23 protein-coding genes and 1 other RNA gene are annotated in these 25,606 nt (G+C 53.9%); 15 read left to right on the plus strand and 9 right to left on the minus strand.

Annotated elements, in window-relative coordinates:
* Window positions 1–247 precede the first annotated feature (247 nt).
* The 4 genes from epd to GFC06_RS08515 all read left to right on the plus strand — a co-directional run bounded on the left by epd (window position 248) and on the right by GFC06_RS08515 (window position 4,699).
* Window positions 248–1,276 (plus strand): erythrose-4-phosphate dehydrogenase, encoded by a 1,029-nt coding sequence (gene epd / locus GFC06_RS08500; protein WP_016154379.1) that lies wholly within the window; start codon window positions 248–250, stop codon window positions 1,274–1,276.
* A gap of 39 nt (window positions 1,277–1,315) precedes the next feature.
* The gene (gene pgk, locus GFC06_RS08505; RefSeq protein WP_003027032.1) at window positions 1,316–2,479 is read left to right on the plus strand and encodes a phosphoglycerate kinase; all 1,164 of its coding nucleotides are present in this window, start codon (window positions 1,316–1,318) and stop codon (window positions 2,477–2,479) included.
* Between the two features lie 88 nt (window positions 2,480–2,567).
* Window positions 2,568–3,647, plus strand: coding sequence for a class II fructose-bisphosphate aldolase (fbaA, locus tag GFC06_RS08510; protein ID WP_003027029.1), 1,080 nt, complete (start codon window positions 2,568–2,570; stop codon window positions 3,645–3,647).
* Window positions 3,648–3,838: 191 nt separating this feature from the next.
* The gene (locus tag GFC06_RS08515; RefSeq protein WP_019077645.1) at window positions 3,839–4,699 is read left to right on the plus strand and encodes a small-conductance mechanosensitive channel MscS; all 861 of its coding nucleotides are present in this window, start codon (window positions 3,839–3,841) and stop codon (window positions 4,697–4,699) included.
* 41 nt (window positions 4,700–4,740) lie between these two features.
* Here GFC06_RS08515 and dctP read toward each other — a convergent pair whose 3' ends face one another.
* Window positions 4,741–5,787 carry a TRAP transporter substrate-binding protein DctP gene (gene dctP, locus GFC06_RS08520; RefSeq protein WP_153690038.1) on the minus strand — a complete coding sequence of 349 codons (1,047 nt, stop codon included), beginning with the start codon at window positions 5,785–5,787 and terminating at the stop codon, window positions 4,741–4,743.
* Window positions 5,788–5,987: 200 nt separating this feature from the next.
* On the opposite strand from dctP, the gene argO reads away from it, so the two are divergent.
* From argO to srsR, 3 genes are all read left to right on the plus strand, one after another.
* Entirely contained in the window at window positions 5,988–6,623 is a 636-nt protein-coding gene (gene argO, locus GFC06_RS08525) for an arginine exporter ArgO (RefSeq protein WP_003027005.1), read from the plus strand.
* A 93-nt stretch (window positions 6,624–6,716) separates the two neighbouring features.
* The gene (locus tag GFC06_RS08530) at window positions 6,717–7,439 is read left to right on the plus strand and encodes an oxidative stress defense protein (RefSeq protein ID WP_029139653.1); all 723 of its coding nucleotides are present in this window, start codon (window positions 6,717–6,719) and stop codon (window positions 7,437–7,439) included.
* 186 nt (window positions 7,440–7,625) lie between these two features.
* Entirely contained in the window at window positions 7,626–8,522 is an 897-nt protein-coding gene (gene srsR / locus GFC06_RS08535; RefSeq protein WP_153690039.1) for a LysR family transcriptional regulator SrsR, read from the plus strand.
* Here srsR and GFC06_RS08540 read toward each other — a convergent pair.
* The 5 genes from GFC06_RS08540 to argP form a co-directional block, all read right to left on the minus strand.
* Window positions 8,519–9,985: an acetyl-CoA hydrolase/transferase family protein gene (locus GFC06_RS08540; RefSeq protein WP_153690040.1), complete on the minus strand. Its 1,467-nt coding sequence runs from the start codon at window positions 9,983–9,985 to the stop codon at window positions 8,519–8,521. The genes srsR and GFC06_RS08540 overlap by 4 nt on opposite strands.
* A 24-nt stretch (window positions 9,986–10,009) precedes the next feature.
* Window positions 10,010–10,795, minus strand: a complete 786-nt coding sequence (gene scpB, locus GFC06_RS08545) for a methylmalonyl-CoA decarboxylase (protein WP_049041966.1) — start codon at window positions 10,793–10,795, stop codon at window positions 10,010–10,012.
* Between the two features lie 10 nt (window positions 10,796–10,805).
* Window positions 10,806–11,801, minus strand: coding sequence for a methylmalonyl Co-A mutase-associated GTPase MeaB (meaB, locus tag GFC06_RS08550; RefSeq protein ID WP_049282164.1), 996 nt, complete (start codon window positions 11,799–11,801; stop codon window positions 10,806–10,808).
* Complete coding sequence (gene scpA, locus GFC06_RS08555; RefSeq protein WP_153690041.1) at window positions 11,794–13,938, minus strand: methylmalonyl-CoA mutase; 2,145 nt, start codon at window positions 13,936–13,938, stop codon at window positions 11,794–11,796. The genes meaB and scpA overlap by 8 nt, the downstream gene beginning before the upstream one ends.
* 226 nt (window positions 13,939–14,164) lie before the next feature.
* Window positions 14,165–15,058 carry a DNA-binding transcriptional regulator ArgP gene (gene argP / locus GFC06_RS08560; RefSeq protein WP_003825477.1) on the minus strand — a complete coding sequence of 298 codons (894 nt, stop codon included), beginning with the start codon at window positions 15,056–15,058 and terminating at the stop codon, window positions 14,165–14,167.
* A gap of 170 nt (window positions 15,059–15,228) precedes the next feature.
* On the opposite strand from argP, the gene rpiA reads away from it, so the two are divergent.
* Entirely contained in the window at window positions 15,229–15,888 is a 660-nt protein-coding gene (rpiA, locus tag GFC06_RS08565; protein WP_016154364.1) for a ribose-5-phosphate isomerase RpiA, read from the plus strand.
* A 270-nt stretch (window positions 15,889–16,158) separates the two neighbouring features.
* Window positions 16,159–17,391 carry a phosphoglycerate dehydrogenase gene (gene serA / locus GFC06_RS08570; RefSeq protein WP_016154363.1) on the plus strand — a complete coding sequence of 411 codons (1,233 nt, stop codon included), beginning with the start codon at window positions 16,159–16,161 and terminating at the stop codon, window positions 17,389–17,391.
* 381 nt (window positions 17,392–17,772) lie between these two features.
* Here the strand turns inward: serA and GFC06_RS08575 are convergent, their stop codons facing one another.
* From GFC06_RS08575 to zapA, 3 genes are all read right to left on the minus strand, one after another.
* Window positions 17,773–18,369 (minus strand): 5-formyltetrahydrofolate cyclo-ligase, encoded by a 597-nt coding sequence (locus GFC06_RS08575; RefSeq protein ID WP_047499309.1) that lies wholly within the window; start codon window positions 18,367–18,369, stop codon window positions 17,773–17,775.
* 19 nt (window positions 18,370–18,388) lie between these two features.
* Window positions 18,389–18,572, minus strand: a non-coding RNA gene (ssrS, locus tag GFC06_RS08580) — 6S RNA.
* Window positions 18,573–18,613: 41 nt separating this feature from the next.
* A complete protein-coding gene (zapA, locus tag GFC06_RS08585) occupies window positions 18,614–18,943 on the minus strand; it encodes a cell division protein ZapA (RefSeq protein WP_003026980.1) in 330 nt (109 codons plus the stop codon).
* Between the two features lie 167 nt (window positions 18,944–19,110).
* Here zapA and GFC06_RS08590 point away from each other — a divergent pair, with 167 nt between their 5' ends.
* The 6 genes from GFC06_RS08590 to gcvH all read left to right on the plus strand — a co-directional run bounded on the left by GFC06_RS08590 (window position 19,111) and on the right by gcvH (window position 25,518).
* Window positions 19,111–19,689: a YecA/YgfB family protein gene (locus tag GFC06_RS08590; RefSeq protein WP_016157420.1), complete on the plus strand. Its 579-nt coding sequence runs from the start codon at window positions 19,111–19,113 to the stop codon at window positions 19,687–19,689.
* Between the two features lie 24 nt (window positions 19,690–19,713).
* A complete protein-coding gene (gene pepP / locus GFC06_RS08595; RefSeq protein ID WP_049282166.1) occupies window positions 19,714–21,039 on the plus strand; it encodes a Xaa-Pro aminopeptidase in 1,326 nt (441 codons plus the stop codon).
* Entirely contained in the window at window positions 21,036–22,214 is a 1,179-nt protein-coding gene (gene ubiH / locus GFC06_RS08600; protein ID WP_049282167.1) for a 2-octaprenyl-6-methoxyphenyl hydroxylase, read from the plus strand. Before pepP ends, ubiH begins: the two co-directional genes overlap by 4 nt.
* A 139-nt stretch (window positions 22,215–22,353) precedes the next feature.
* Window positions 22,354–23,556, plus strand: a complete 1,203-nt coding sequence (gene ubiI / locus GFC06_RS08605) for an FAD-dependent 2-octaprenylphenol hydroxylase (RefSeq protein WP_047499314.1) — start codon at window positions 22,354–22,356, stop codon at window positions 23,554–23,556.
* A gap of 452 nt (window positions 23,557–24,008) precedes the next feature.
* Window positions 24,009–25,103 carry a glycine cleavage system aminomethyltransferase GcvT gene (gene gcvT / locus GFC06_RS08610; RefSeq protein ID WP_016157417.1) on the plus strand — a complete coding sequence of 365 codons (1,095 nt, stop codon included), beginning with the start codon at window positions 24,009–24,011 and terminating at the stop codon, window positions 25,101–25,103.
* A gap of 25 nt (window positions 25,104–25,128) precedes the next feature.
* A complete protein-coding gene (gene gcvH / locus GFC06_RS08615) occupies window positions 25,129–25,518 on the plus strand; it encodes a glycine cleavage system protein GcvH (protein WP_003026965.1) in 390 nt (129 codons plus the stop codon).
* Window positions 25,519–25,606 lie beyond the last annotated feature (88 nt).

Consider the following 25,606-nt stretch of genomic DNA (forward strand, 5'->3'; position numbering starts at 1 on the left):
TTACTGGAATAATTTCCCCCGGTCTTAGCGGGAAAAGTGTGATGTACGTCAGATAACTGTTTTCTTTGGCTGGACAATCATTCCTTTTATTCCGCGTTTCGCTTATTCTAGCTGAAGCGTTTCAGTCGATTAAATGTTCGACAATTAACCAATTAGTCGCAGTTTGCGACAGGTAAGGTTTCCCTGAGCGATTTGCTGCATTACTCTGTCTGCCACATCGTTTCTGAGAAATCCTTGCAGGAGACCTATGACCGTACGCGTAGCGATTAATGGTTTCGGTCGCATCGGACGCAACGTGGTTCGTGCTTTGTATGAATCCGGGCGTCGGGCGGAAATCACCGTGGTGGCAATCAACGAACTGGCGGATGCTGCAGGCATGGCGCATTTGTTGAAATATGACACCAGCCATGGACGTTTTGCCTGGGATGTTCGTCAGGAACGTGACCAGCTCATCGTTGGCGATGACGCGATCCGCATTCTGCATGAGCGAACGCTCGATGCGCTTCCCTGGCGCGAACTGAGTGTCGATGTTGTGCTGGACTGTACGGGGGTTTTCGGCAACCGCGAACACGGCGAGGCGCATATTGCCGCTGGTGCAAAAAAAGTGCTCTTTTCACATCCTGGTAGTCACGACATCGACGCAACCGTTGTGTATGGCGTTAATCAGGATCAGCTGCGCGCTGAACACCGGATCGTTTCCAACGCCTCCTGCACCACGAATTGCATAATACCCGTCATTAAATTGCTGGATGATGCTTACGGCATTGAGTCTGGTACCGTCACCACGATCCACTCCGCGATGCACGATCAGCAGGTTATTGATGCCTATCATCCTGACCTGCGTCGCACGCGAGCGGCCAGCCAGTCTATTATTCCGGTTGATACCAAACTGGCGGCGGGCATCACGCGAATTTTCCCGCAGTTTAACGATCGTTTTGAAGCGATTGCGGTGCGTGTACCGACCATAAATGTGACGGCGATCGACTTAAGCGTGACGGTGAAAAAACCAGTAAAAGCCAGTGAAGTCAACCAGTTGCTGCAAAAAGCAGCACAAGGTGCATTTCATGGTATAGTTGACTATACGGAATTACCGTTGGTCTCTGTAGATTTTAACCACGACCCGCACAGCGCCATCGTTGATGGTACGCAAACGCGCGTGAGTGGCGCTCACCTGATCAAAACGCTGGTCTGGTGTGATAATGAATGGGGCTTTGCTAACCGTATGCTCGACACAACGTTAGCGATGGCTGCTATTGGTTTCAGGCTCGACGCTTGAGCGTCGACAAAACTTTATGAATCAACGAGAGGATTCACCATGTCTGTAATTAAGATGACCGATCTGGATCTGGCTGGTAAACGCGTTTTTATCCGTGCGGACCTGAACGTACCAGTTAAAGAAGGGAAAGTAACCAGCGATGCGCGTATCCGTGCTTCCCTGCCGACCATCGAACTGGCCCTGAAACAGGGTGCTAAAGTGATGGTAACTTCCCACCTGGGTCGTCCTACCGAAGGCGAGTACAACGAAGAATTCTCTCTGCTGCCGGTTGTTAACTACCTGAAAGACAAACTGTCTGCTCCGGTTCGCCTGGTAAAAGATTACCTGGACGGCGTTGAAGTCGCTGCCGGTGAACTGGTTGTTCTGGAAAACGTTCGCTTCAACAAAGGCGAGAAGAAAGACGACGAAGCGCTGTCCAAAAAATACGCTGCGCTGTGCGACGTATTCGTAATGGACGCTTTCGGTACAGCTCACCGTGCACAGGCTTCTACCCACGGTATCGGTAAATTCGCCGACGTAGCTTGCGCTGGTCCGCTGCTGGCTGCTGAGCTGGATGCGCTGGGTAAAGCGCTGAAAGAACCTGCTCGTCCGATGGTGGCTATCGTTGGTGGTTCTAAAGTTTCTACCAAACTGACCGTTCTGGACTCTCTGTCAAAAATCGCTGACCAGCTGATCGTTGGTGGTGGTATCGCGAACACCTTCGTTGCTGCTCAAGGCCACAACGTCGGCAAATCCCTGTACGAAGCTGACCTGGTTGATGAAGCTAAGCGTCTGCTGACGACTTGCGATATCCCGGTCCCGACTGACGTTCGCGTAGCGACTGAATTCTCTGAAACTGCACCGGCTACGCTTAAATCCGTTAGCGATGTAAAAGAAGACGAGCAGATCCTGGATATCGGCGACGCTTCTGCACAGCAGCTGGCTGACATCCTGAAGAATGCGAAAACCATTCTGTGGAACGGCCCGGTTGGCGTGTTCGAATTCCCGAACTTCCGCAAAGGTACTGAAATCGTTGCTAATGCTATCGCAGACAGCGAAGCATTCTCTATCGCAGGCGGCGGTGACACCCTGGCAGCAATCGACCTGTTCGGCATTGCTGACAAAATCTCCTACATCTCTACTGGCGGCGGCGCATTCCTCGAATTCGTGGAAGGCAAAGTACTGCCAGCAGTAGCCATGCTCGAAGAGCGTGCTAAAAAGTAAGACATTGATGGGCAGGGAAACCTGCCCAATTATTAGCGCGCTGTCGAGCGCGCCCCCTTTCCAAGGCCGAAGATACAGGACTCGCAACATGTCTAAAATTTTTGATTTCGTAAAACCAGGCGTAATCACTGGTGATGACGTACAGAAAGTTTTCCAGGTAGCTAAAGAAAACAACTTTGCTCTGCCAGCTGTTAACTGCGTTGGTACCGACTCCATCAACGCCGTTCTGGAAACCGCTGCAAAAGTTAAAGCGCCGGTCATCGTCCAGTTCTCCAACGGTGGTGCTTCTTTCATCGCGGGTAAAGGCGTGAAGTCTGACGTTCCTCAGGGCGCTGCAATCCTGGGTGCTATCTCTGGTGCGCATCACGTTCACCAGATGGCTGAACACTATGGTGTTCCGGTTATCCTGCACACTGACCACTGCGCGAAGAAACTGCTGCCGTGGATCGACGGTCTGCTGGACGCGGGTGAAAAACACTTCGCAGCAACTGGCAAACCGCTGTTCTCTTCTCACATGATCGACCTGTCTGAAGAGTCTCTGGAAGAGAACATCGAAATCTGCTCCAAATACCTGGCGCGCATGTCCAAAATGGGCATGACTCTGGAAATCGAACTGGGTTGCACCGGTGGTGAAGAAGATGGCGTGGACAACAGCCACATGGACGCTTCTGCACTGTACACCCAACCGGAAGACGTTGACTACGCATACACCGAGCTGAGCAAAATCAGCCCGCGTTTCACTATCGCAGCGTCCTTCGGTAACGTACACGGCGTTTACAAGCCGGGTAACGTAGTTCTGACCCCGACCATCCTGCGCGACTCTCAGGACTATGTTTCTAAGAAACATAACCTGCCGCATAACAGCCTGAACTTCGTCTTCCACGGTGGTTCCGGTTCTACTGCTCAGGAAATCAAAGACTCCGTAAGCTACGGCGTAGTGAAAATGAACATCGACACCGATACCCAATGGGCTACCTGGGAAGGCGTTCTGAACTACTACAAAGCAAACGAAGCTTACCTGCAGGGTCAGTTGGGCAACCCGAAAGGCGAAGATCAGCCGAACAAGAAATACTACGATCCGCGCGTATGGCTGCGTGCTGGTCAGGCAACCATGATCACCCGTCTGGAACAGGCTTTCAAAGAACTGAACGCGGTTGACGTTCTGTAATTTACGCCGTCCAACGTGACATGAGGCCCGCAAATGCGGGCCTTTTTTATTGCCATTTCAATGTGCTGCTGACAGAGAATTCTGTGATCTGTTTGGCAAAATCTGAGTTTATTGTTTACCCTTGTCAGGTTGCCAGTCCCGTTAGGGCGGCTTTATTTCTCCCGTTTGGGTAAGCAAAAAAGGAATATTGAATGGAAGATTTGAATGTTGTCGACAGCATAAACGGTGCGGGCACCTGGCTGGTCCGCAATCAGGAGCTACTGTTGAGCTATGCCGTCAACATCGTTGCGGCTCTCGCGATTGTCATTATCGGTATGATCGTGGCGCGTATCGTATCAAACACCGTTAACCGCCTGATGCTGGCGCGTAAAATTGATGCCACCGTTGCCGACTTTCTTTCTGCACTGGTGCGCTACGGTATTATCGCTTTCACGCTGATTGCCGCGCTGGGTCGCGTTGGAGTGCAAACTGCCTCCGTGATCGCCGTTCTCGGTGCCGCAGGTTTAGCTGTCGGTCTGGCACTGCAAGGGTCGCTGTCCAACCTCGCCGCAGGCGTGCTTCTGGTGATGTTCCGTCCGTTCCGCGCGGGTGAATATGTAGACCTTGGCGGCGTTGCGGGAACCGTGCTTAACGTGCAGATTTTCTCCACAACTATGCGTACCGTAGACGGTAAGATTGTGGTGATCCCAAACGGTAAAATCATTGCCGGGAACATCATTAACTTCTCTCGCGAGCCGGTCCGTCGTAACGAATTTATTATCGGCGTGGCCTACGACTCCGATATCGATCAGGTGAAAAAAATCCTCACTGATATCATCCAGTCTGAAGATCGCATCCTAAAAGACCGTGAAATGACGGTACGCCTGAATGAGCTGGGCGCTTCCTCGATTAATTTCGTCGTACGCGTCTGGAGCAACAGCAGCGATCTGCAAAGCGTCTACTGGGATGTACTGGAGCGCATTAAGCGCGAGTTTGATGCCAACGGTATCAGCTTCCCGTACCCGCAGATGGATGTGAACTTTAAACGCGTGAAAGAGAACGCGACCGAGTAACTTCAGCTAAAAACGCCCGCCAGAGAGATGCGGGCGTTGATTTATCTCGTCTTGTTAAGAATTGCGCTGACACCCTGCATCAGCTCGCCAACATCGTTTATTCCTTTACTTTCCTGTTGGGCAATCCATTCGGCCTGAACGTGCTGATACCCGGTAGCGGCTTGCCACGCATTCAGATCGCTGTTGGTCAGGTAATGAACGTGTGCACCCTCTTTTGCCATCTTTTTCGCCATTGCGGTCAGGCTTGCGTCCTGCACTGCGCCAATACGCTTTTGCGTCATGGCGGCGGCCCGATTGATGGCTGCGCGATCTTTCACGTCCAGGCTATCCCAGACGTCTTTATTCATCACCAGAAGATAAACGTGTCCGAGCCAGAGCGAAGGGGAGAGCTGAATATAGGGGGCCGCCCGCTGGGCATGGATATCATCTCCGCTGTCGAGGTTAACCATCAGGCCGTCAAGCTGTCCGGTCTGAAGCGCATCGGTAATTTTTTCATTCCATGGCATGCTGACCGGCACGCCGCCCGCGTTGCGTAAAAATGATTGATGCCAAAAGCTGGCGGTCCGCCATTGGCTTGCATTCAGCTGTGCCAAATCGACGTTCGGTTTGGTAGTAAAAAATCCAACCGGATAGCCGAGGAAAAACTGAAGATTCACCAGATTGTTGTTTTCCAGCTCGCGACCAAACTGGCGATACTCGCGGAAAATCCGCTGAAAGGCGTTAACCTGCGCTTCACCACGACCCGGTCCGAGGGGGAAGCTCTTAAAAATCTGGTGTCGCGGCAGTTGTTCGGGCGTGTACTCAGGGACCACGATCCCCATATCCGCCACGCTGCCCTGGCCGATCGTTTTTAAGGCGTCATAGCTGGTGGACAGCTCGCCGTTCCAGTGAGCGTCGATTTTCAAACGTCCAAGCGACTCTTGTTCGATTGCGCGAAAAAAAGTCTCTTTTATGAGCCGGGTACGCATGTTGCCATACGGCTCGTGATCGGTATAGCGCAGCGTTCTGTCTGCGCTGGCGACAGTGGGCCACAAACTGGTAACTACCAGCGAGGCACAGAAGAGAAAAATGTTCGCGTTATGCTTCATACCCATTCCTTTGGTATAGACAGACTTATCTTTCAGCATACCTCGGGTAACGCACAATCGCTATTGTCAGAGACTGAATATGGAGGGGAGTGTGCGCGGTATTATTAATAATGCTAATTACTGATTAATATTATCCATTTCCTCTAATGAATCCCGCGCAGTATAGTCTGCCCACAAGACAATTATGTGAGATGCTTTACATGTTATCCTACTATTTTCAAGGGCTTGCGCTTGGTGCAGCCATGATACTTCCGCTTGGTCCACAAAATGCCTTCGTGATGAATCAGGGGATCCGTCGTCAGTATCACATCATGATTGCTTTACTCTGCGCCATCAGCGATTTAGTGCTGATTTGCGCGGGGATCTTCGGCGGTAGCGCCTTGCTGATGCAGTCGCCATGGCTGATGGCGCTGGTCACCTGGGGCGGGGTCGCATTTTTACTCTGGTACGGATTCGGTGCGCTAAAAACGGCGATGAGCAGTAATCTGGAACTGGCCAGCGCCGAGGTGATGAAGCAGGGGCGCTGGAAAATTATCGCCACTATGCTGGCGGTGACATGGCTCAACCCACATGTTTACCTGGATACCTTTGTGGTGCTCGGGAGTCTGGGGGGACAACTGGACGTTGAGCCTAAACGCTGGTTTGCACTGGGAACCGTCAGCGCTTCGTTCCTGTGGTTCTTCGGTCTGGCATTGCTGGCGGCCTGGCTGGCACCGCGTCTGCGAACTGCGAAAGCACAGCGCATCATCAATACGCTGGTAGGATTAGTGATGTGGTTTATCGCTTTTCAGCTGGCAAAAGAAGGTGTTGCGCACGTTCATGCGCTGTTCAACTAAGTGTTGTCTGATGGACAACGCAGCGAGATCGGCTAAGCTTGCCTGCATGTGCCCTGAGTTTTGGGGTAATTAATGAAACATGGAGGAACGACCGTGAAGTTCAAAATAATGGCCCTGGCGGCATTAGTCGGATTCAGCGCACTATCGGTACAGGCAAATGAGTTGCCAAATGGACCGCACATCGTGACTTCCGGAACGGCAAGCGTAGATGCAACACCAGACATCGCCACCCTGGCGATTGAAGTGAACGTTGCTGCAAAGGATGCGGCTTCCGCGAAGAAGCAGGCCGATGAGCGCGTGGCGCAATATCTGTCTTTCCTTGAACAGAACCAGATAGCGAAGAAAGACATTAGCGCTGCAAACTTGCGTACGCAGCCGGACTACGACTACCAGAACGGCAAAAGCATCCTCAAAGGTTATCGTGCAGTGCGCACCGTTGAAGTCACGCTGCGTCAGTTGGACAAACTCAACGCTCTGCTTGATGGCGCGCTGAAGGCCGGTCTGAATGAGATTCGTTCGGTATCGCTGGGCGTTGCCCAGCCGGATGCTTACAAAGACAAAGCGCGTAAAGCGGCGATTGATGATGCTGTTCATCAGGCTGAACAGCTGGCAGCGGGCTTTAATAGCAAACTGGGTCCCGTTTACAGTGTGCGTTACCACGTTTCCAATTATCAACCGAGCCCGATGGTACGGATGATGAAAGCAGATGCAGCGCCTGCAACCTCTGCTCAGGAAACCTACGAACAGCCGGTTATTCAGTTTGACGATCAGGTTGATGTCGTCTTCCAGATTGAGCCTACAGTAACCAATAAGTAGTCTTGATATAGGCGTAAGTCGCCATCCGGCAAGTTTTTAGCCTGATGGCGATGCTTACGCGTCTCATCAGGCCGACAAAACATTCCAGCCGGTTTTTCTGTGAGCAACTGTAAAAATGAGACCTCACATTCAGTCTTTTTTTTCGTGGTAATGAGGATAGGCCATAGCGATTTTTAAGGGGACGCTATGGATATTTTTATCTCGAAAAAGATGCGTAATTTCATTCTGCTGGCGCAAACCAATAACATCGCCAGAGCGGCAGAAAAAATACATATGACCGCATCGCCTTTCGGTAAAAGCATTGCTGCACTGGAAGATCAAATCGGCTATACGCTGTTTACCCGTAAAGATAACAACATCAGCCTGAATAAAGCCGGACAGGAGCTGTATCAGAAGCTGTTTCCTGTCTATCAGCGCCTCTCTGCCATTGATAACGAAATCCATAACGCCTCTTGTCGCTCGCGGGAAATCGTCATCGGTATCGATAATACTTATCCAACGATTATTTTTGACCAGTTGATTAGCCTTGGCGATAAATATGACGGCGTGACGGCCCAGGCCGTTGAATTCAGTGAGAATGGGGTGATTGATAATCTGTTCGACCGCAAACTGGATTTCATTATCTCGCCACAGCACGTTTCCCCCCGCGTACAGGAGTTGGAAAATCTGGCGATCAGCGAACTGCCTCCGCTACGTCTGGGGTTTCTCGTTTCCCGGCGCTACGAAGAGAAACAGCCGCAGGATCTGCTGCGCGAGCTACCCTGGCTGCAAATGCGCTTCCAGAATCGCGCCAACTTTGAGGCGATGCTGGATGCTTATATGCGGCCCTGCGGGATCAATCCGACAATTATCTACCGTCCGTACAGCTTTATGGCCAAGATTAGCGCGGTGGAGCGCGGGCAGTTTTTGACGGTGATTCCTCATTTTGCCTGGCGGCTGGTGAATCCGTCGACGCTAAAGTATTTCGACGCGCCCGGCAACCCCATGTATATGCAGGAGTTTCTCTATTCGCTGAAAAATCATCGCTATACCGGCACCATGCTCCAGCATATTGCTGAAGATCGTGACGGTACGGCAAGTTAACCGAGCATCGATCCTGTCTCGAGAAGGTTGCGATGCAGATCGAACGCATGGCTGAGATCGTGATGGATATGCCCGCCGGGTGCTTTTTCCAGATAGCGGTGCAGGTAGTCCCGGTAAAGGGGATGCGCACAGTTATCGATAATCGTGTGCGCCCGCTGCATCGGAGATAACCCACGCAGATCGGCAATCCCTTGTTCGGTCACGATCACTTTAACGCTATGTTCGCTGTGGTCGACATGGCTGCACATCGGCACGATGGTTGAGATTTTCCCGCCTTTGGCAATCGACGGCGCCATAAAGATAGACAGGTAGGCGTTGCGCTCGAAATCCCCGCTGCCGCCGATCCCGTTCATCAGGTTCACGCCCGCAACGTGCGTGGAATTGGCATGGCCGTAGATATCAAACTCAAGCCCAACGTTGAGCGCAATGACCCCCAGCCGACGGATGATTTCCGGGTTATTGGAGATCTCCTGCGGGCGCAGCACAATTCGGCTGGCGAAGAAGTCCATGTTGTCGTAAATCTTCTGTAGCGACGGGGCTGAGATGGTCAGGCTGGAGGCGCTGGCACCGGTGATCTTGCCCGTTTCCAGCAGATGCACCACCGATTCCTGTAACACCTCTGAATACATCATAAAGGGCGGGATATCCGGATTCTCTCCCAGTCTCGCCATTACCGCGTTATTGATATTGCCCACGCCGCTTTGTAAGGGCAGAAACTCTGCTGGAATGCGTTTGTGCGCCATTTCTGCCAGTAGGAAAGTGACGACGTTATCGGCAATTTGTTGGCTGACCGGATTGGTTTTATCCGACGCATTCCCGGCATCGGGCAGGTCGGTATCCACTACCGCGACCACTTTCCTGGGGTCTATCTGCACGCACTGACTGCCCACGCGATCCATGGTATGAAATATGGGCACGCTGTTACGCCGCGGCGGTGCGCCGGGTATTACGATGTCGGCAAACTCAGCCACGCGTGGATTATGGTAATGATTCAACTCGATAATCACCTTTTTCGCCCGCAGCAGCCAGGTAGGCGCATTGCCAATACCGCTGGAAAGCCAAATCCGGCCATCCGGCGCAATGGCGGAAGCTTCAATGACGGCAACATCGATATCGCCAAAAAAGCCGTAATTAACCATCTGCGCGACTTCGCTCAAATGGAGATCGACAAACCTCACCTGGCCCTGGTTAATTTTCTCGCGCAGGCCAGAGGAGGTTTGATAAGGCGCACGCCAGGAAACGGCATCCGCCGCGGATAATGCATCATCAGCGGCGGCGCCAATTGACGCCCCGGTCAACAGGCGGATCTGAAAAGGCTGCCCGTCCTGATGCCGTTCGCAGGCGCGTTGGGCAATTGCGGTGGGTAACGCTTTTGGCGAACCCGCGGGGGTAAAGCCGCTAAACGCCACCATATCATCGTGCTGGATAATTTCTGCCGCCTGTTCGGCGCTCATCCGTTTCATGGCCGTCTCCTTCGTCGGGCGTGATTAATGGCCAACAAAATTAGGTTTACGTTTTTCCATAAACGCGTTCATCCCTTCCTGATAATCCTCGCTGTCGTACACCGCGCGGCGCATGCCCTGAATGCGCTCGAATTCGTCAGAGTTCATGGTGTGTGCTTCGCCCAACACGCGCAGTTCTTCTTTGATGACGGCGATTGCCAGCGGCGCTTTTTCCGAGATGTGATGCGCCATTTGCAGGGTGAAATCTTCCAGTTCCTCGGTTGGAACGACATGATTGAGGATCCCGACCGCCATGGCGCGTTGAGCGGTGATGGGCGAGGCGGTAAAAATCAGCTCCTTAACGATGTGAAAACCAGCGTCGCGGGTCAGGTTGTGGATGCCCACCAGGTTATAGGGCACGCCGAGGTTGACCGGGGTCATGGAGAAGGTAGACGTACTGGCTGCGATGATCAGATCGGAACTCATGATCATCTCAAACGCGCCGCCCCAGACGCTGCCTTCAACCATGGAGATCACCGGCTTCGGATATTTTTGGATCATGCGAGTTATCTGACGCAGCGGATCGTCATAAGAGAGCGGATCGCGACGTCCGGTGGGGAGCTCATGAATATCATGCCCGGCAGAGAACACTTTGGCCCCGCTCGGGGCGCGCAGAATGATGCAGCGAATGTCCGGACGATTGAGGTCGCTCAGCGCCTGCATCAGATCGTCAATAAACACTTTGCTCAGGGCATTGAGCTTGCGGGCGTAATTGAACTCAATGACCGCGACTTTCTGGATGATGACCACGTTGACGTATTGATAAGACATAATGTTCTCTTTATTGAAAGTAATGATGCTGAATAAATTCGCTGATGTGCCGCAGGCCGGTGCGCGGCGAAAGATCATTGTTTTTGACGGCCAGCAGCGTCTGCTGGAAATACTGGTCGAAATCAGCCCGGGCAAACAGCAGATGCAGGGCTTCTTCTTCAGCCTGCTTGTGTAGCCATTCCACCGCCTGCTGCTGGCGGACTTTTTCCAGTCGACCGCTGGCGGTAAGGCACGTTTTAAAGTCGGTTATCGCCTGCCAAACCTCCTCAATGCCGCGTTTTTCCAGGGCGCTACAGGTCAGAACCTGCGGCTGCCACTCGTCATATTTGCGGCGCAGAATATGCAGGGCGGATTCGTACATATGGCGGGCGATGGCAACGCTGGTACGGTTATCACCGTCGTCCTTGTTGATGACGACCAGATCCGCCATCTCCATCAGGCCTTTTTTGATGCCCTGCAAATCGTCGCCACCGCCGGCGATTTGCAGTGAGAGAAAGCAATCCACCATGCTTGCGACTTCGGTTTCCGACTGCCCAACGCCGACGGTTTCCACAATCACCACGTTGAAGCCAGCCGCCTCGCACAGCAGCATTAATTCGCGGGCGCGCTGGCTGGCGCCGCCTAAATGACCGCTGGAAGGAACCGGACGTATAAACGCAGATTCTGCGCGAGCCAGTTCCGTCATGCGGGTTTTATCACCAAGAATGCTGCCGCCGCTGACCGGGCTGCTGGGATCGACGGCGATCACCGCTACCCGTAACCCGCGGCGAATCAACAGCATGCCGAATGCTTCCAGAAAGGTGCTTTTACCCGCGCCCGGCGTGCCGGTGATCCCCAGACGCAGGGCGTTACCGGTGAACGGCATAATCGCGTCCAGCAATTGCGTACTCAGCGGCTGGTGGCGCGGGTGATTGCTTTCGACCAGCGTCATCGCCTGGGCGAGCGTAGCCCGTTCACCGAGTCGCAAGCGGCGGACGGTATCCTCAAGCGTGGTGGCGTTAATCATGATGTTTACTGATACGGGTTAACACATCGCGGACGCTGTCGAGCATCGGCGTGCCTGGGCCATAAATGGCTGCCACGCCATGTTCGTGTAGAAAAGCGTAATCCTGTGGCGGAATAACCCCGCCGGCGACGACGCAAATGTCTTCGCGTCCCCAGCCTTTGAGCGCGGTGACCAGCTCCGGGATCAATGTCTTATGACCCGCCGCCAGCGATGATGCGCCAACGACATGCACATCGTTTTCTACCGCCAGACGGGCAATTTCCTCCGGTGTGGAGAACATCGGGCTGAGATCGACATCGAAGCCGAGATCGGAGTAGGCGCTGGCGATCACTTTTGCGCCGCGATCGTGGCCGTCCTGACCCATCTTGGCGATCAGAATACGCGGGCGGCGGCCATTTTCTGCGAGGAACTGTTCAGTTTGCGCAACAATGGCATCGAACTCATCGGCGGATTTGTCGGACTGGTGATAGCTTTGCGCAATCACCCCAGTAACACACTGGCTGGGAACCAGATAACGGTCAAAGGCGGCCTCCAGCGCATCGGAGATTTCACCGAGCGTGGCGCGAACGCGGGCGGCGTTGACGGCGGCTGCCAGCAGATTTTCATTCTGCTGCGCGGCGTGGGTCAGCGCGGATAGCGCGGCTTTAACCGCATCATTGTCGCGGGTGGCGCGGATATGCTGCAGTGAGGCAATCTGCTCGTTGCGCACCTTCACGTTGTCGATCTCCAGCACCGACGTGTCGTCTTCTTTATCCAGCTTGTATTTGTTCACCCCGACGATAACGCGCTTACCCTGGTCGATCAGCGACTGTTCGCGCGCGGACGCTTCTTCGATCATCCGTTTAGGAAGTCCGGCTTCAATCGCCTTCGCCATGCCGCCTGCCTCATCAATCTGCTTGATGATCGTGCGCGCCTGCTTCACGATTTGATCGGTGAGTGATTCGACGTAATACGATCCGGCCAGCGGATCGACGGTGCGGCAGATCTCTGATTCTTCCTGAATGATGATCTGCGTATTACGCGCAATACGGGCGGAGAAATCGGTGGGCAGGCCGAGCGCTTCATCAAAAGCGTTGGTATGCAGAGACTGGGTGCCGCCAAGCGTAGCGCCGAGCGCTTCAATGGTGGTTCGTACCACGTTGTTGTACGGGTCCTGCTCGGTCAGGCTCCAGCCTGAGGTCTGGCAGTGGGTACGCAGAGCGAGAGATTTCGGGTTGGTCGCGCCAAAACTGCTGACCGCTTCGCTCCACAGATACCGTGCAGCGCGCAGCATGGCGACGTTCATAAACAGATCCATGCCGATGCCGAAGAAGAATGACAGGCGCGGGGCGAAGTCATCAATTTTCAGTCCGGCGGAAAGCGCGGCCTTGATGTATTCAATACCGTCTGCCAGCGTAAACGCCACCTGCTGTACGCAGTTTGCCCCGGCTTCACCCATGTGATAGCCGCTGATGCTGATGGTGTTAAAGCGCGGCATGTTGCCTGAGCACCAGGCGATGATGTCGGCGATAATGCGCATGGAGGGTTTTGGCGGATAAATGTAGGTGTTGCGGCACAGGTACTCTTTCAGAATATCGTTCTGAATGGTCCCGGTGAGCTGTTCCGGCGTCACGCCTTGCTCCTGCGCCGCGACGATATAAAACGCCAGCACCGGCAGCACCGCGCCGTTCATGGTCATCGATACCGACATCTTATCCAGCGGGATCTGGTCGAACAGCACCTTCATATCTTCGACGGTATCGATCGCCACGCCGGCTTTGCCGACGTCGCCCGCTACGCGCGGGTTGTCTGAGTCATAACCACGATGAGTGGCAAGGTCAAAGGCGACGGAAAGCCCTTTTTGCCCAGCGGCGAGGTTACGGCGGTAAAAGGCGTTGGACTCTTTGGCGGTAGAGAAACCGGCGTATTGGCGAATCGTCCACGGCTGCGCGGTATACATTGTGGCGCGCGGGCCACGCACGTAAGGCGGCAGACCGGGCAGGGTGCCCGTGACTTCCAAATTATCGAGATCCGCTTCGGTGTACAGCGGCTTGATGACAATCCCTTCCGCCGTCTGTCTTTCCAGCGACTCAACGGTTTTTTCCCGTCGACTGAGTTCTTTATTGGCGAGTGTTTGCCACTCCTGCACGTTTGCCATTTTTTGCTCCGTATTACGCAATAAGTTGAATCTTTGCGAATACGGTGTGCTTTTTCATTTGGCTTGTCGCCAGCAAAAAATAGCCAACAGGACGTCGTTTTTTGCCGTGTGGCGTGTTTTATTTTGTGATGTATTTCAAAGACGTGGCGGGAATAGCATGAAATGAGGGGAAAGGCTTGTAGGCCGGATAAAGCGTTACGCCGCTATCCGGCCTCTGTTCGAGGAATTAATCCTGACGCAGTACGTTGTGGCCATAGGCCAGCAGCGCGTCGGTGACGTTGCGCATCATGCGGCTTTCTGGTGCAAAGCGGTGCCAGTACAGCATCCGACGCTGGAACAGGCCTGGCGTTAAGTCGATAAGCTCACCGCTTTCCAGCTCTTTCTCAATCTGTAAGTGTGGGATCATGCAGCAGGTTGTTCCCTGACGGGCTAACTGGACGAAGGCTTCAGACGAGTTAACGATATGGCACGGTACGCTGCCCGGCGGTAGGTCGAAGTTTTGTTGCAAGAACGCCTGGTGCATATCATCAAGATGGTCAAACGCGACCGCCGGGGCTTTCAGCAGGGCGGAACGGGTGACGCCGTTTGGGAAATAACGCTCGGCGAAAGGTTTAGAGCCAACAAACAGGTAGTCCAGCGCGCCCAATTTATCCACCAGACAGCTTGGCAGCGCCTGATGTTGAATACTCACCGCGCCGACTACTTCACCCCGACGCAGACGTTCCTGGGTTCGGGTTTCATCTTCAACCTGCAGGTTCAGTCGAATCGGTGAATTAGCCAGTACCGGGGCCAGCGCCGGAAGTAACCAGGTCGCCAGACTGTCGGCGTTCACCGCCAGCGAAAGCAGAAGCGGCGTCGAGCCGGTTTGTTCATCGCCCAGCCACTCGTCTTCCAGCAGTTCAACCTGGCGCAGAAGCGCCAGTAGTTTCTGTCCCTGTTCCGTTGGGCGCGGCGGTACGGTGCGCACCAGCAGCGGTTGTCCGAACATATTCTCAAGCTGTTTTATGCGCTGTGAAACCGCGGATTGCGTGATGCACAGCTTTTGCGCCGCGCGCTCAAATCCTCGTTCACGAATAACCGCATCCAGTGCTTGTAGTGTTCTGTAGTCCGGACGTTTCATTGCTTTGACGCACTCCTGAAATTTTTGCTTGTTCTGCACTATGACACAATTTTTGATTGGGTAAAGACGAAATCCGCCGCTTGCGAGCGGGTGTGGGGACATTTTTCTGCACAATGTTCTATAATGCGCGTGAATTTTCCCACCATATTCACACCACAGGCGAAACGATCATGACGCAGGATGAACTGAAAAAAGCAGTAGGATGGGCGGCACTTCAGTATGTACAGCCCGGCACCATTGTGGGCGTAGGTACAGGTTCAACAGCCGCACACTTTATTGATGCGCTGGGCACAATGAAAGGTCAGATTGAAGGTGCGGTATCCAGTTCGGACGCATCGACTGAAAAACTCAAAAGCCTTGGCATCCACGTGTTCGATCTTAACGAAGTGGATAGCCTCGGCGTATACGTTGACGGCGCGGATGAAATCAACGGTCACATGCAGATGATCAAGGGCGGCGGCGCAGCGTTGACCCGTGAAAAAATCATTGCTTCCGTGGCGAAGAAATTTATCTGCATCGCGGATGCGTCTAAAGAAGTCGATATTCTCGGCAACTTCCCGCTGCCGGTCGAAGTGATCCCAATGGCGCGCAGCGCTGTGGCTCGCCAGTTGGTGAAGCTGGGCGGTCGTCCTGAATACCGTCAGGGCGTCGTGACGGACAACGGCAACGTGATCCTCGATGTGCACGGTCTGGAGATCCTCGACGCCATCGCGCTGGAGAATGCCATCAATGCGATTCCAGGTGTGGTAACCGTCGGCCTGTTTGCCAACCGTGGTGCGGATGTCGCGCTGATCGGTACGCCTGACGGCGTGAAAACTATCGTAAAATGATCTGACGGGAGCGTCTTCTCCCGTTAAAAAAATTTTGGCAGGGCAAATTTGGTGACTTGTGTCACGTTTATAATATTGTCCTGCCGATCTCTCCAAAGAAAAAGTTATCGCCAGTATTTTCCTCTGACATTTCCCGTTGAATGACATTTCTTCAGCACGGCGACGCAAACGTTCATATTGCCGCAATATTATTTTTTGATATGTTGAAGAGACGGATGAAAATCCCACACACAACACATCAGTTTGAACAAAAAAGACAGGGTCGGGGAAATGGCAAAGGTATCACTGGAGAAAGATAAGATTAAATTTCTGCTGGTTGAAGGCGTGCACCAAAAAGCACTCGAAAGCCTTCGTGCAGCAGGTTATACCAACATCGAGTTTCACAAAGGTGCTCTGGACACTGAACAACTGAAAGAGTCCATCCGTGATGCCCACTTCATTGGCCTGCGATCCCGTACCCATCTGACTGAAGATGTGATTGACGCCGCAGAGAAACTGGTCGCGATTGGCTGCTTCTGCATTGGCACCAACCAGGTTGATCTAAGTGCAGCGGCAAAGCGCGGGATCCCTGTGTTTAACGCACCATTCTCTAACACGCGTTCCGTTGCTGAGCTGGTGATTGGCGAACTGCTGCTACTGCTACGTGGCGTACCCGAAGCGAACGCCAAAGCGCACCGCGGCGTGTGGAATAAACTGGCTACCGGCTCTTTTGAAGCGCGTGGTAAAAAACTGGGGATCATCGGCTACGGCCACATTGGTACTCAGTTGGGCATTCTGGCGGAATCGCTCGGGATGCATGTCTTTTTCTATGATATTGAAAATAAACTCCCGCTTGGCAATGCCACGCAGGTACAGCATCTTTCCGACCTGCTCAATATGAGCGACGTGGTCAGTCTGCACGTGCCGGAAAATGCCTCCACCAAAAACCTGATGGGCGCGCGTGAGATTTCGTTGATGAAACCGGGGGCGCTGCTGATTAACGCCGCACGCGGTACGGTTGTTGATATTCCTGCGCTGTGCGACGCGTTAGCGACTAAACATCTGGCGGGGGCTGCAATCGACGTATTCCCAACCGAGCCGGCAACTAACAGCGATCCTTTCACTTCGCCGCTGTGTGATTTCGATAACGTGATCCTGACGCCGCACATTGGTGGTTCAACGCTGGAAGCGCAGGAAAACATCGGTCTGGAAGTAGCTGGGAAACTGACCAAGTATTCCGACAACGGCTCTACGCTGTCTGCGGTAAACTTCCCGGAAGTTTCGTTGCCGCTGCACGGTGGTCGTCGTTTGATGCACATTCACGAAAACCGTCCGGGCGTACTGACGGCACTTAACCAGATTTTTGCCGAGCAGGGCGTCAACATTGCCGCGCAGTATCTGCAGACTTCCGCGCAGGTAGGTTATGTGGTTATCGATATTGAAGCGGATGAAGATGTGGCGGAGAAAGCGCTGCTGGCGATGAAAGCCCTTCCGGGAACCATTCGCGCTCGTCTGCTGTACTGATTTCCTCTACATGGGCAGGCGGTTGACCTGCCCATCTTTCCTCTGATTTCCCTGCCTCAAAATCTCTTTCTGTAACGCATACATTCTGTTTTCGAGCTTTGCCGCAGTTGGCAACTAAAGGCAGCGTTGCGTGTTGTACAGCAATAAAAGGAATTTACGATAGGGGCGCAGCATAGCGCTGAAACGGGAAAGCCCCTACCGAAGCAGGGGCTCTAAAAAGGAAAGGGACGATGATGAGATACGTCATCATGCTGCTGATCCTGTTAATCATCGCTTGGCCAGCATATTAACAGAGAGTACGCAGGAGGGAGGTTCGCCTCCCTCACCCTTCACCGAGGAATTTAGGTCAAAAAAACGGCGCTGTCAATCGGCAAAAAACGGCTACCACTCCCAGATTTTGGACGGCGTCACCACCGCTGGCAGCGGGATATCCCACTCTTCAACCGGCAATTTTTCTACTAACTGGCAGTCATGCGCGTAGCCCACGGGTTGGAGCTTATGCTGTTGCCAGTTTTGTAGCGTGCGGTCGTAAAATCCGCCGCCCATGCCCAGGCGTTGCCCGTCCTCATCAAATGCCACTAACGGCGTAATCAGTACGTCCAGCTTTGACAGCGGCAATACGTCGCGTACATCAAGCCGTGGTTCCTGGATCTTTAAGCGATTGGTCACCAGGTCGCTGCGCGGATGATAGTGCAGGAACAGTAAATTACCGGGACTGAAGGGATGAAGAACCGGAAGGTAAACGCGCTTGCCCGCTCGCCACAGCTGATCTATCAGCGGCTGGGTATCGAGTTCGCCATCGAACGAGAGAAATACCGCCACAGTATGCGCGAGTACAACAGGGGGAAAACTGAGCATTCGGGTCGCGGCTTGCTGACCGTAGTGTCGTTGCTGTTCAGAGGTCAGCGCGCGACGACGCTGTCGAATCAGTTGACGAATTTCTTGCCGTGATAAAGGGAGTTCAGAAAGTAGTGTCATGGCTGTTGCCAGGTAGAAGGGAATCTCCGAGATGCCGCCGCAGGCTGTAACCCTTGAACCCTTGGTTCAAGGTGAATGCGTCGTCACAGTTTTAAGGCTTCTCGGACGGGCCGAGCATGCTCACCAACCATGGAGCGCCACATTCTTGTGGTATGAAATATCGGCTCAGGGGACTGGCCCGCTTGCAAACATCTCAGAGAAATTTTGTCTTCACGGTCACTCTACCACAGTAAACCGAAAAGTGTTATTCAAAGTTTTGGCCCGTTTTTTCGGTTATGCGACCCTGATCAAGCAACGCCTGTTCGATGGTCTGTTGTAGCATCCGAATACGTTGTTCCATGCTCGCCGCGTACTCACGCGTCTTCGCTTTTTCCTGAGTTAATTCATAGCTGATGTTCAACGCGGCGATGAAAACCAACTGCTCAGTATTTGTGACTCTAGTGCGAACTTTCAGATCTTGCAATCGCTGATTGAGATCGTCCGCAGCCTGATTCAACGCATCCCTTTGTTCAGGCGGGCAATTCACTCGCAGTGAACGGCCAAATATTTGGATATCGACGGGTTGTGCAGACATGCCACCTTCCTGCTGATTGACTGCGCTGCCTTCGTCTCCAGACCTTGGGTCCGCGAAGGGGCGACACTATAGCTACCCTGGTATCAAGATACAAGCCCTTTTCTGGTCCACCAGGGCCCAAAGTGGTAGCATACCATGAATATTCCTCCCTTTGATGACGAATGCTTATGTCTATACAGAACGAAATGCCTGGCTACAACGACGTTAGCCAGTTTTTGAACCAACAAGGGGCTGGATTAACCCCGGCCGAAATGCACGGCTTGATCAGCGGGATGATTTGCGGCGGCAACAACGACAGCTCATGGCAGCCGCTGCTGCACGACCTGACGAACGAAGGTCTGGCCTTCGGTCACGAGCTGGCTCAGGCACTGATGAAAATGCACTCTGCCACCAGCGATGCCCTCGAGGACGACGGTTTCCTTTTTCAGCTTTATCTGCCTGAAGGCGACGATGTTAGCGTGTTTGATCGTGCCGATGCGCTGGCGGGGTGGGTAAACCACTTTTTGCTGGGCCTTGGCGTTACGCAGCCAAAGCTCGACAAAGTGACCGGTGAAACCGGTGAAGCAATTGACGACCTGCGCAATATCGCTCAGTTGGGATATGACGAAGACGAAGATCAGGAAGAGCTGGAAATGTCGCTCGAAGAGATTATCGAATACGTGCGCGTAGCCGCCTTGCTGTGTCATGACACGTTTACGCGTCAGCAGCCGACCGCGCCGGAAGTCCGTAAACCGACTCTGCACTAAGAACGAAACGCAAAGGAGAGTGTGATGAGCGAGATATCTCAGCAAGAATTCCAGCGTCGTCGCCAGGCTTTACTGGCACAAATGCAGCCTGGCAGCGCCGCGCTGATTTTTGCCGCGCCTGAAGCGACGCGCAGCGCGGACAGTGAATACCCGTACCGCCAAAGCAGTGATTTCTGGTACTTCACCGGTTTTAACGAACCGGAAGCCGTGCTGGTGCTGATTAAAAGTGATGACACTCATAACCACAGCGTTTTGTTTAATCGGGTTCGCGATCTGACGGCGGAGATCTGGTTTGGCCGCCGTCTGGGCCAGGATGCCGCACCGGCAAAACTCGGCGTTGACCGGGCGCTGGCCTTCAGTGAAATCAACCAACAACTGCACCTGTTGCTCAATGGCCTGGACGCGGTGTACCACGCGCAGGGCGAATATGCCTGGGCAGATGAGATCGTGTGCACGGCGTTGGATAAACTGCGTAAAGGCTCCAGACAAAATCTGCACGCACCCGCCGCGATCATCGACTGGCGTCCAATGGTGCATGAAATGCGCCTGTTCAAATCAGCAGAAGAAATTGCGGTCATGCGCCGTGCCGGAGAGATCAGTGCGCTGGCGCATACCCGCGCGATGGAAAAATGCCGTCCGGGAATGTTTGAATACCAGTTGGAAGGGGAGATTCACCACGAGTTTACTCGCCATGGCGCGCGTTACCCATCCTATAACACGATTGTCGGCAGCGGCGAAAACGGCTGTATTCTCCATTACACCGAAAATGAAAGTGAAATGCGCGATGGCGATCTGGTGTTGATTGACGCCGGGTGTGAATACAAAGGTTATGCGGGCGACATTACGCGTACCTTCCCGGTAAACGGCAAATTTTCCCCTGCTCAGCGTGAAATCTACGACATCGTACTGGAGTCATTAGAGACCAGTCTGCGCCTGTATCGCCCGGGGACGTCCATCCAGGAAGTCACCGGCGAAGTGGTGCGCATCATGATTACGGGTCTGGTGAAGCTTGGCATTTTGCACGGCGAGATCGACCAACTGATTACCGAAAATGCGCATCGCCCATTCTTTATGCATGGTCTTAGCCATTGGCTGGGACTGGATGTGCACGACGTTGGCGTTTATGGTCAGGACCGCTCACGTATTCTCGAGCCAGGAATGGTGCTCACCGTCGAACCGGGGCTGTATATCGCGCCGGACGCCGATGTGCCGCCTGCTTATCGTGGTATCGGCATTCGTATTGAAGATGACATCCTCATCACCGAGGACGGCAATGAGAACCTGACCGCCAGCGTGGTGAAGAAAGCGGATGACATTGAAGCCTTAATGGCTGCGGCGCGGCTGCAATGAGCGTGATTATCGTTGGCGGTGGTATGGTCGGTGCAACGCTGGCGCTGGCCATTTCTCAGCTCAGCCACGGGACTCTGCCTGTTCACCTGATAGAAGCGAGCGAACCTGAAACTGACCGCCATCCAGGGTTTGACGCCCGGGCGATCGCGCTGGCGGCAGGGACCTGCCAACAGCTGGCGCGAATTGGCGTATGGCAGGCGATTGCCGATTGCGCAACGGCGATCAAAACGGTTCACGTCAGCGATCGCGGCCATGCCGGATTTGTGACGCTGGATGCGCAGGAATACCGTATTCCGGCGCTGGGCCAGGTGGTAGAACTGCACGATGTCGGGCTGCGTTTGTTTGCGCTGTTGCGTAAAGCGCCGGGCATCACGCTGCACTGCCCCGACCGTGTAGCCAGCGTGTCACGCACGCAGGAACGCGTTGAGGTTACGCTGGAAAATGGCGAGATGATCAATGGTCGCCTGTTGGTGGCCGCCGATGGCACGCGCTCCGCGCTGGCTACCGCCTGCGGCGTTGGCTGGCAGCAACAACCCTATGAACAACTGGCGGTGATTGCCAACGTCACGACCTCCGTTGCGCATGACGGGCGAGCGTTTGAACGTTTCACACAATATGGTCCGCTGGCAATGCTACCGATGTCTGATGGTCGCTGCTCGCTGGTGTGGTGCCATCCGCTGGAGCGGCGGGATGAGATTATGGCCTGGTCCGACGAACAATTTTGCCGCGAACTGCAAACTGCGTTTGGCTGGCGGTTGGGGCGTATTACCCAGGCCGGTAAACGCAACGCCTATCCGCTTTCGTTAACCTCGGCGCAAAAAGCCATTACCCATCGTACTGTGCTGGTGGGGAACGCAGCACAGACGCTGCATCCCATTGCCGGACAAGGTTTCAACCTTGGTCTGCGCGATGTGATGAGCCTGGCTGAGACGTTGACGCAGGCGCAAAACTGCGCGGAAGATATCGGTGATTATGCGGTACTGGCACGCTATCAGCAGCGCCGCGAACGCGATCGCGAAACGACGATTGGTGTGACCAACAATTTGGTGTATTTGTTTGCCAATCGCTGGGCCCCGCTGATCGTTGGGCGTAATGTCGGGCTGATGGCGATGGAATTATTCACGCCTGCACGCGATGCGCTGGCGGAGCGGACCCTCGGTTGGGTTGCGCGATAGATATATCCTGTAGGCCGAATTAAAGAAGCTGGCCTGATTAGCGCAGCGCCATCAGGCAATGTCGCGGAAGTAATGCCGGATGGCGGCTTTGCCTTATCCGGCCTACGGTTTTTGATTGTCCTATTTTCAGGAGCAAACAGTGCAAAGTGTTGATGTAGCAATTGTTGGTGGCGGCATGGTGGGACTGGCGGTTGCCTGCGGCTTGCAGGGCAGCGGGTTGCGCGTTGCGGTGTTAGAACAACATGTTCCGCAGCCTTTGGCGGCGGATGCACCTCCTCAGCTTCGCGTATCGGCCATTAATGCCGCCAGTGAAAAACTGCTTAGCCGACTGGGCGTCTGGTCCGACATTGTTGCCCGTCGCGCTTGTTGCTACCACGGCATGGAAGTCTGGGACAAAGACAGCTTTGGGCGTATTGCGTTTGATGACCAGAGCATGGGCTACAGCCATTTAGGCCACATCGTTGAAAACTCAGAGATCCATTACGCACTCTGGCAAAAAGCGCAGCGTTCAGCGGACATTACGCTGATGGCGCCCGCTGAGTTACAGCAGGTAGCCTGGGGTGAGAATGAGGCATTTCTGTCCCTGAAAGATGGCGCAATGCTGACCGCTCGCCTGGTGGTCGGCGCCGATGGCGCTAACTCCTGGCTGCGCAACAAAGCGGATATTCCGCTCACTTTCTGGGATTACCGTCATCATGCGCTGGTGGCGACTATCCGTACGCAGGAAGCTCACGGCGCGGTTGCGCGGCAGGCGTTTCACGGTGAGGGGATCCTGGCGTTCCTGCCGCTCAGTGACCCGCACCTGTGCTCTATCGTCTGGTCGCTTTCGCCGCAGGAAGCAGAACGCATGCAGCAGGCAAGCGTTGACGAGTTTAATCAGTCGCTGAATATCGCTTTTGATAATCGCCTGGGGCTGTGCAGCCTTGAAAGCGAGCGTCAGGCGTTTCCGCTGACGGGACGCTATGCCCGTCAGTTCGCTGCTCATCGTCTGGCGCTGGTGGGGGATGCGGCGCATACCATCCACCCGCTGGCGGGTCAGGGGGTTAACCTTGGCTTTATGGATGCGGCGGAGCTGATCGATGAGCTGAAGCGGCTACAGCGTCAGGGCAAAGATATTGGTCAGTATCTCTATTTGCGCCGCTACGAGCGTAGCCGTAAGCACAGCGCAGCGATGATGCTGGCCGGTATGCAGGGATTTCGTGAACTGTTTGCAGGCGAGAATCCGGCGAAAAAACTGCTGCGTGATATTGGTCTGAAACTGGCCGATACCCTGCCAGGCGTAAAACCACAGCTCATCCGCCAGGCGATGGGACTGAACGATCTTCCTGAGTGGTTACGCTAGCGTCCGTAAGGACAATCTTAAGAGTTTGAGACCCGTCACACTTTCCACTCCCGGCCTGCGCGCCGGGGTGCTTCTCTCATTTGAAATAATCTAATTCCACGCCTTTTTTCGCATTAGTTTTTTTAATATTACGTTTTTTTCATAACGCCATTTTTGACAATTTTTCCACATTTAATGTTGGTTGGTGCTGTTAATTCCAGCTTGTATTTATTTTTTATTCTGATTATTTGCCGTATGGATGGGGTTTTGTTCTGCCGGTGATTTTGCTGTTTTTGGCCATAAGCTAATGTGATGGTTAATTTTGCCTTATGGTTTAGCGTCTGTTTCGGTGGTAAGTTCAGGACAAAGAGAACGTTTGCGTCGTGGCCCCTGGAGCGGCTGCGGTGCTGGGTTTCGTGGCGAAAATTTCACCGCGAAAGAGTTGGTAGCCCCGCTTATTCAACGAGGAAAAGATGGCTCAACAGACTCCTTTGTACGAACAACACACGCTATGTGGCGCGCGCATGGTAGATTTCCATGGCTGGATGATGCCACTGCATTACGGTTCTCAGCTTGATGAACACCATGCTGTTCGCACCGATGCCGGAATGTTTGATGTGTCACATATGACCATCGTCGACCTGCGCGGTAGCCGCACCCGGGAGTTCTTGCGTTATCTGCTGGCAAACGACGTCGCGAAGCTAACGAAGACGGGTAAAGCCCTCTACTCCGGTATGCTCAACGCGTCGGGCGGCGTGATAGATGACCTGATTGTCTACTACTTCACTGAAGATTTCTTCCGCCTCGTTGTAAACTCCGCCACCCGCGAAAAAGACCTCTCCTGGATTACCCAACACGCTGAACCTTACGCCATCGACATCACCGTTCGAGATGATCTGTCGCTGATTGCGGTGCAGGGCCCAAACGCGCAGGAAAAAGCAGCCACATTGTTTACTGACGAGCAGCGCCAGGCGGTAGAAGGCATGAAGCCGTTCTTCGGCGTTCAGGCGGGTGATTTGTTTATCGCAACCACCGGTTATACCGGCGAAGCAGGCTATGAAATTGCCATGCCGAGTGAAAAGGCGGCAGACTTCTGGCGTGCGCTGGTACAAGCAGGTGTCAAACCTTGCGGTCTTGGCGCGCGCGACACGCTGCGTCTGGAAGCCGGCATGAACCTGTACGGTCAGGAGATGGACGAAGGCATTTCCCCGCTGGCGGCCAACATGGGCTGGACCATCGCGTGGGAACCGACTGACCGCGACTTTATCGGTCGGGAAGCGCTGGAAATGCAGCGTGAAAAAGGCCACGAACAGTTGGTCGGACTGGTGATGACCGAGAAAGGCGTACTGCGTAATGAACTGCCGGTGCGTTTCACCGATGCTTCCGGCAATCAGCAGGAAGGCATTATCACCAGCGGAACATTCTCCCCAACCCTGGGTTACAGCATCGCGCTGGCGCGTGTCCCTGCGGGTATTGGTGAGAATGCGATCGTACAGATCCGTAACCGCGAAATGCCGGTAAAAGTGACTAAACCTGTTTTTGTGCGTAACGGCAAAGCCGTCGCGTAATTCATCCTTTTTTGGAGATTGATTGATGAGCAACGTACCTGCAGAACTGAAATACAGCAAAGAACACGAATGGCTGCGCAAAGAAGCTGACGGCTCTTACACCGTTGGGATCACCGAACATGCTCAGGAGCTGTTAGGTGACATGGTTTTCGTTGACCTGCCCGAAGTTGGCGCAACCGTCAGCGCGGGCGATGACTGCGCCGTTGCGGAATCCGTAAAAGCGGCATCCGATATTTATGCGCCAGTAGGCGGTGAGATTGTTGCGGTTAACGACGCGCTCAGCGACTCCCCGGAACTGGTCAACAGCGAGCCGTATGCAGGGGGCTGGATCTTCAAAATCAAAGCCAGCGATGAAAGCGAAATTGAATCGCTGCTGGATGCGACTGCATATGAAGCTTTGTTAGAAGACGAATAAATACGCTTCATTCTTCACGTTGCAGGTGTGTTGGCTTTCTTGCACACCTCAGTTACTTACTGATGTAAGCTCCTGGGGATGTGCTGCG

It is taken from the genome of Citrobacter braakii (assembly GCF_009648935.1).
Taxonomy (GTDB): domain Bacteria; phylum Pseudomonadota; class Gammaproteobacteria; order Enterobacterales; family Enterobacteriaceae; genus Citrobacter; species Citrobacter braakii.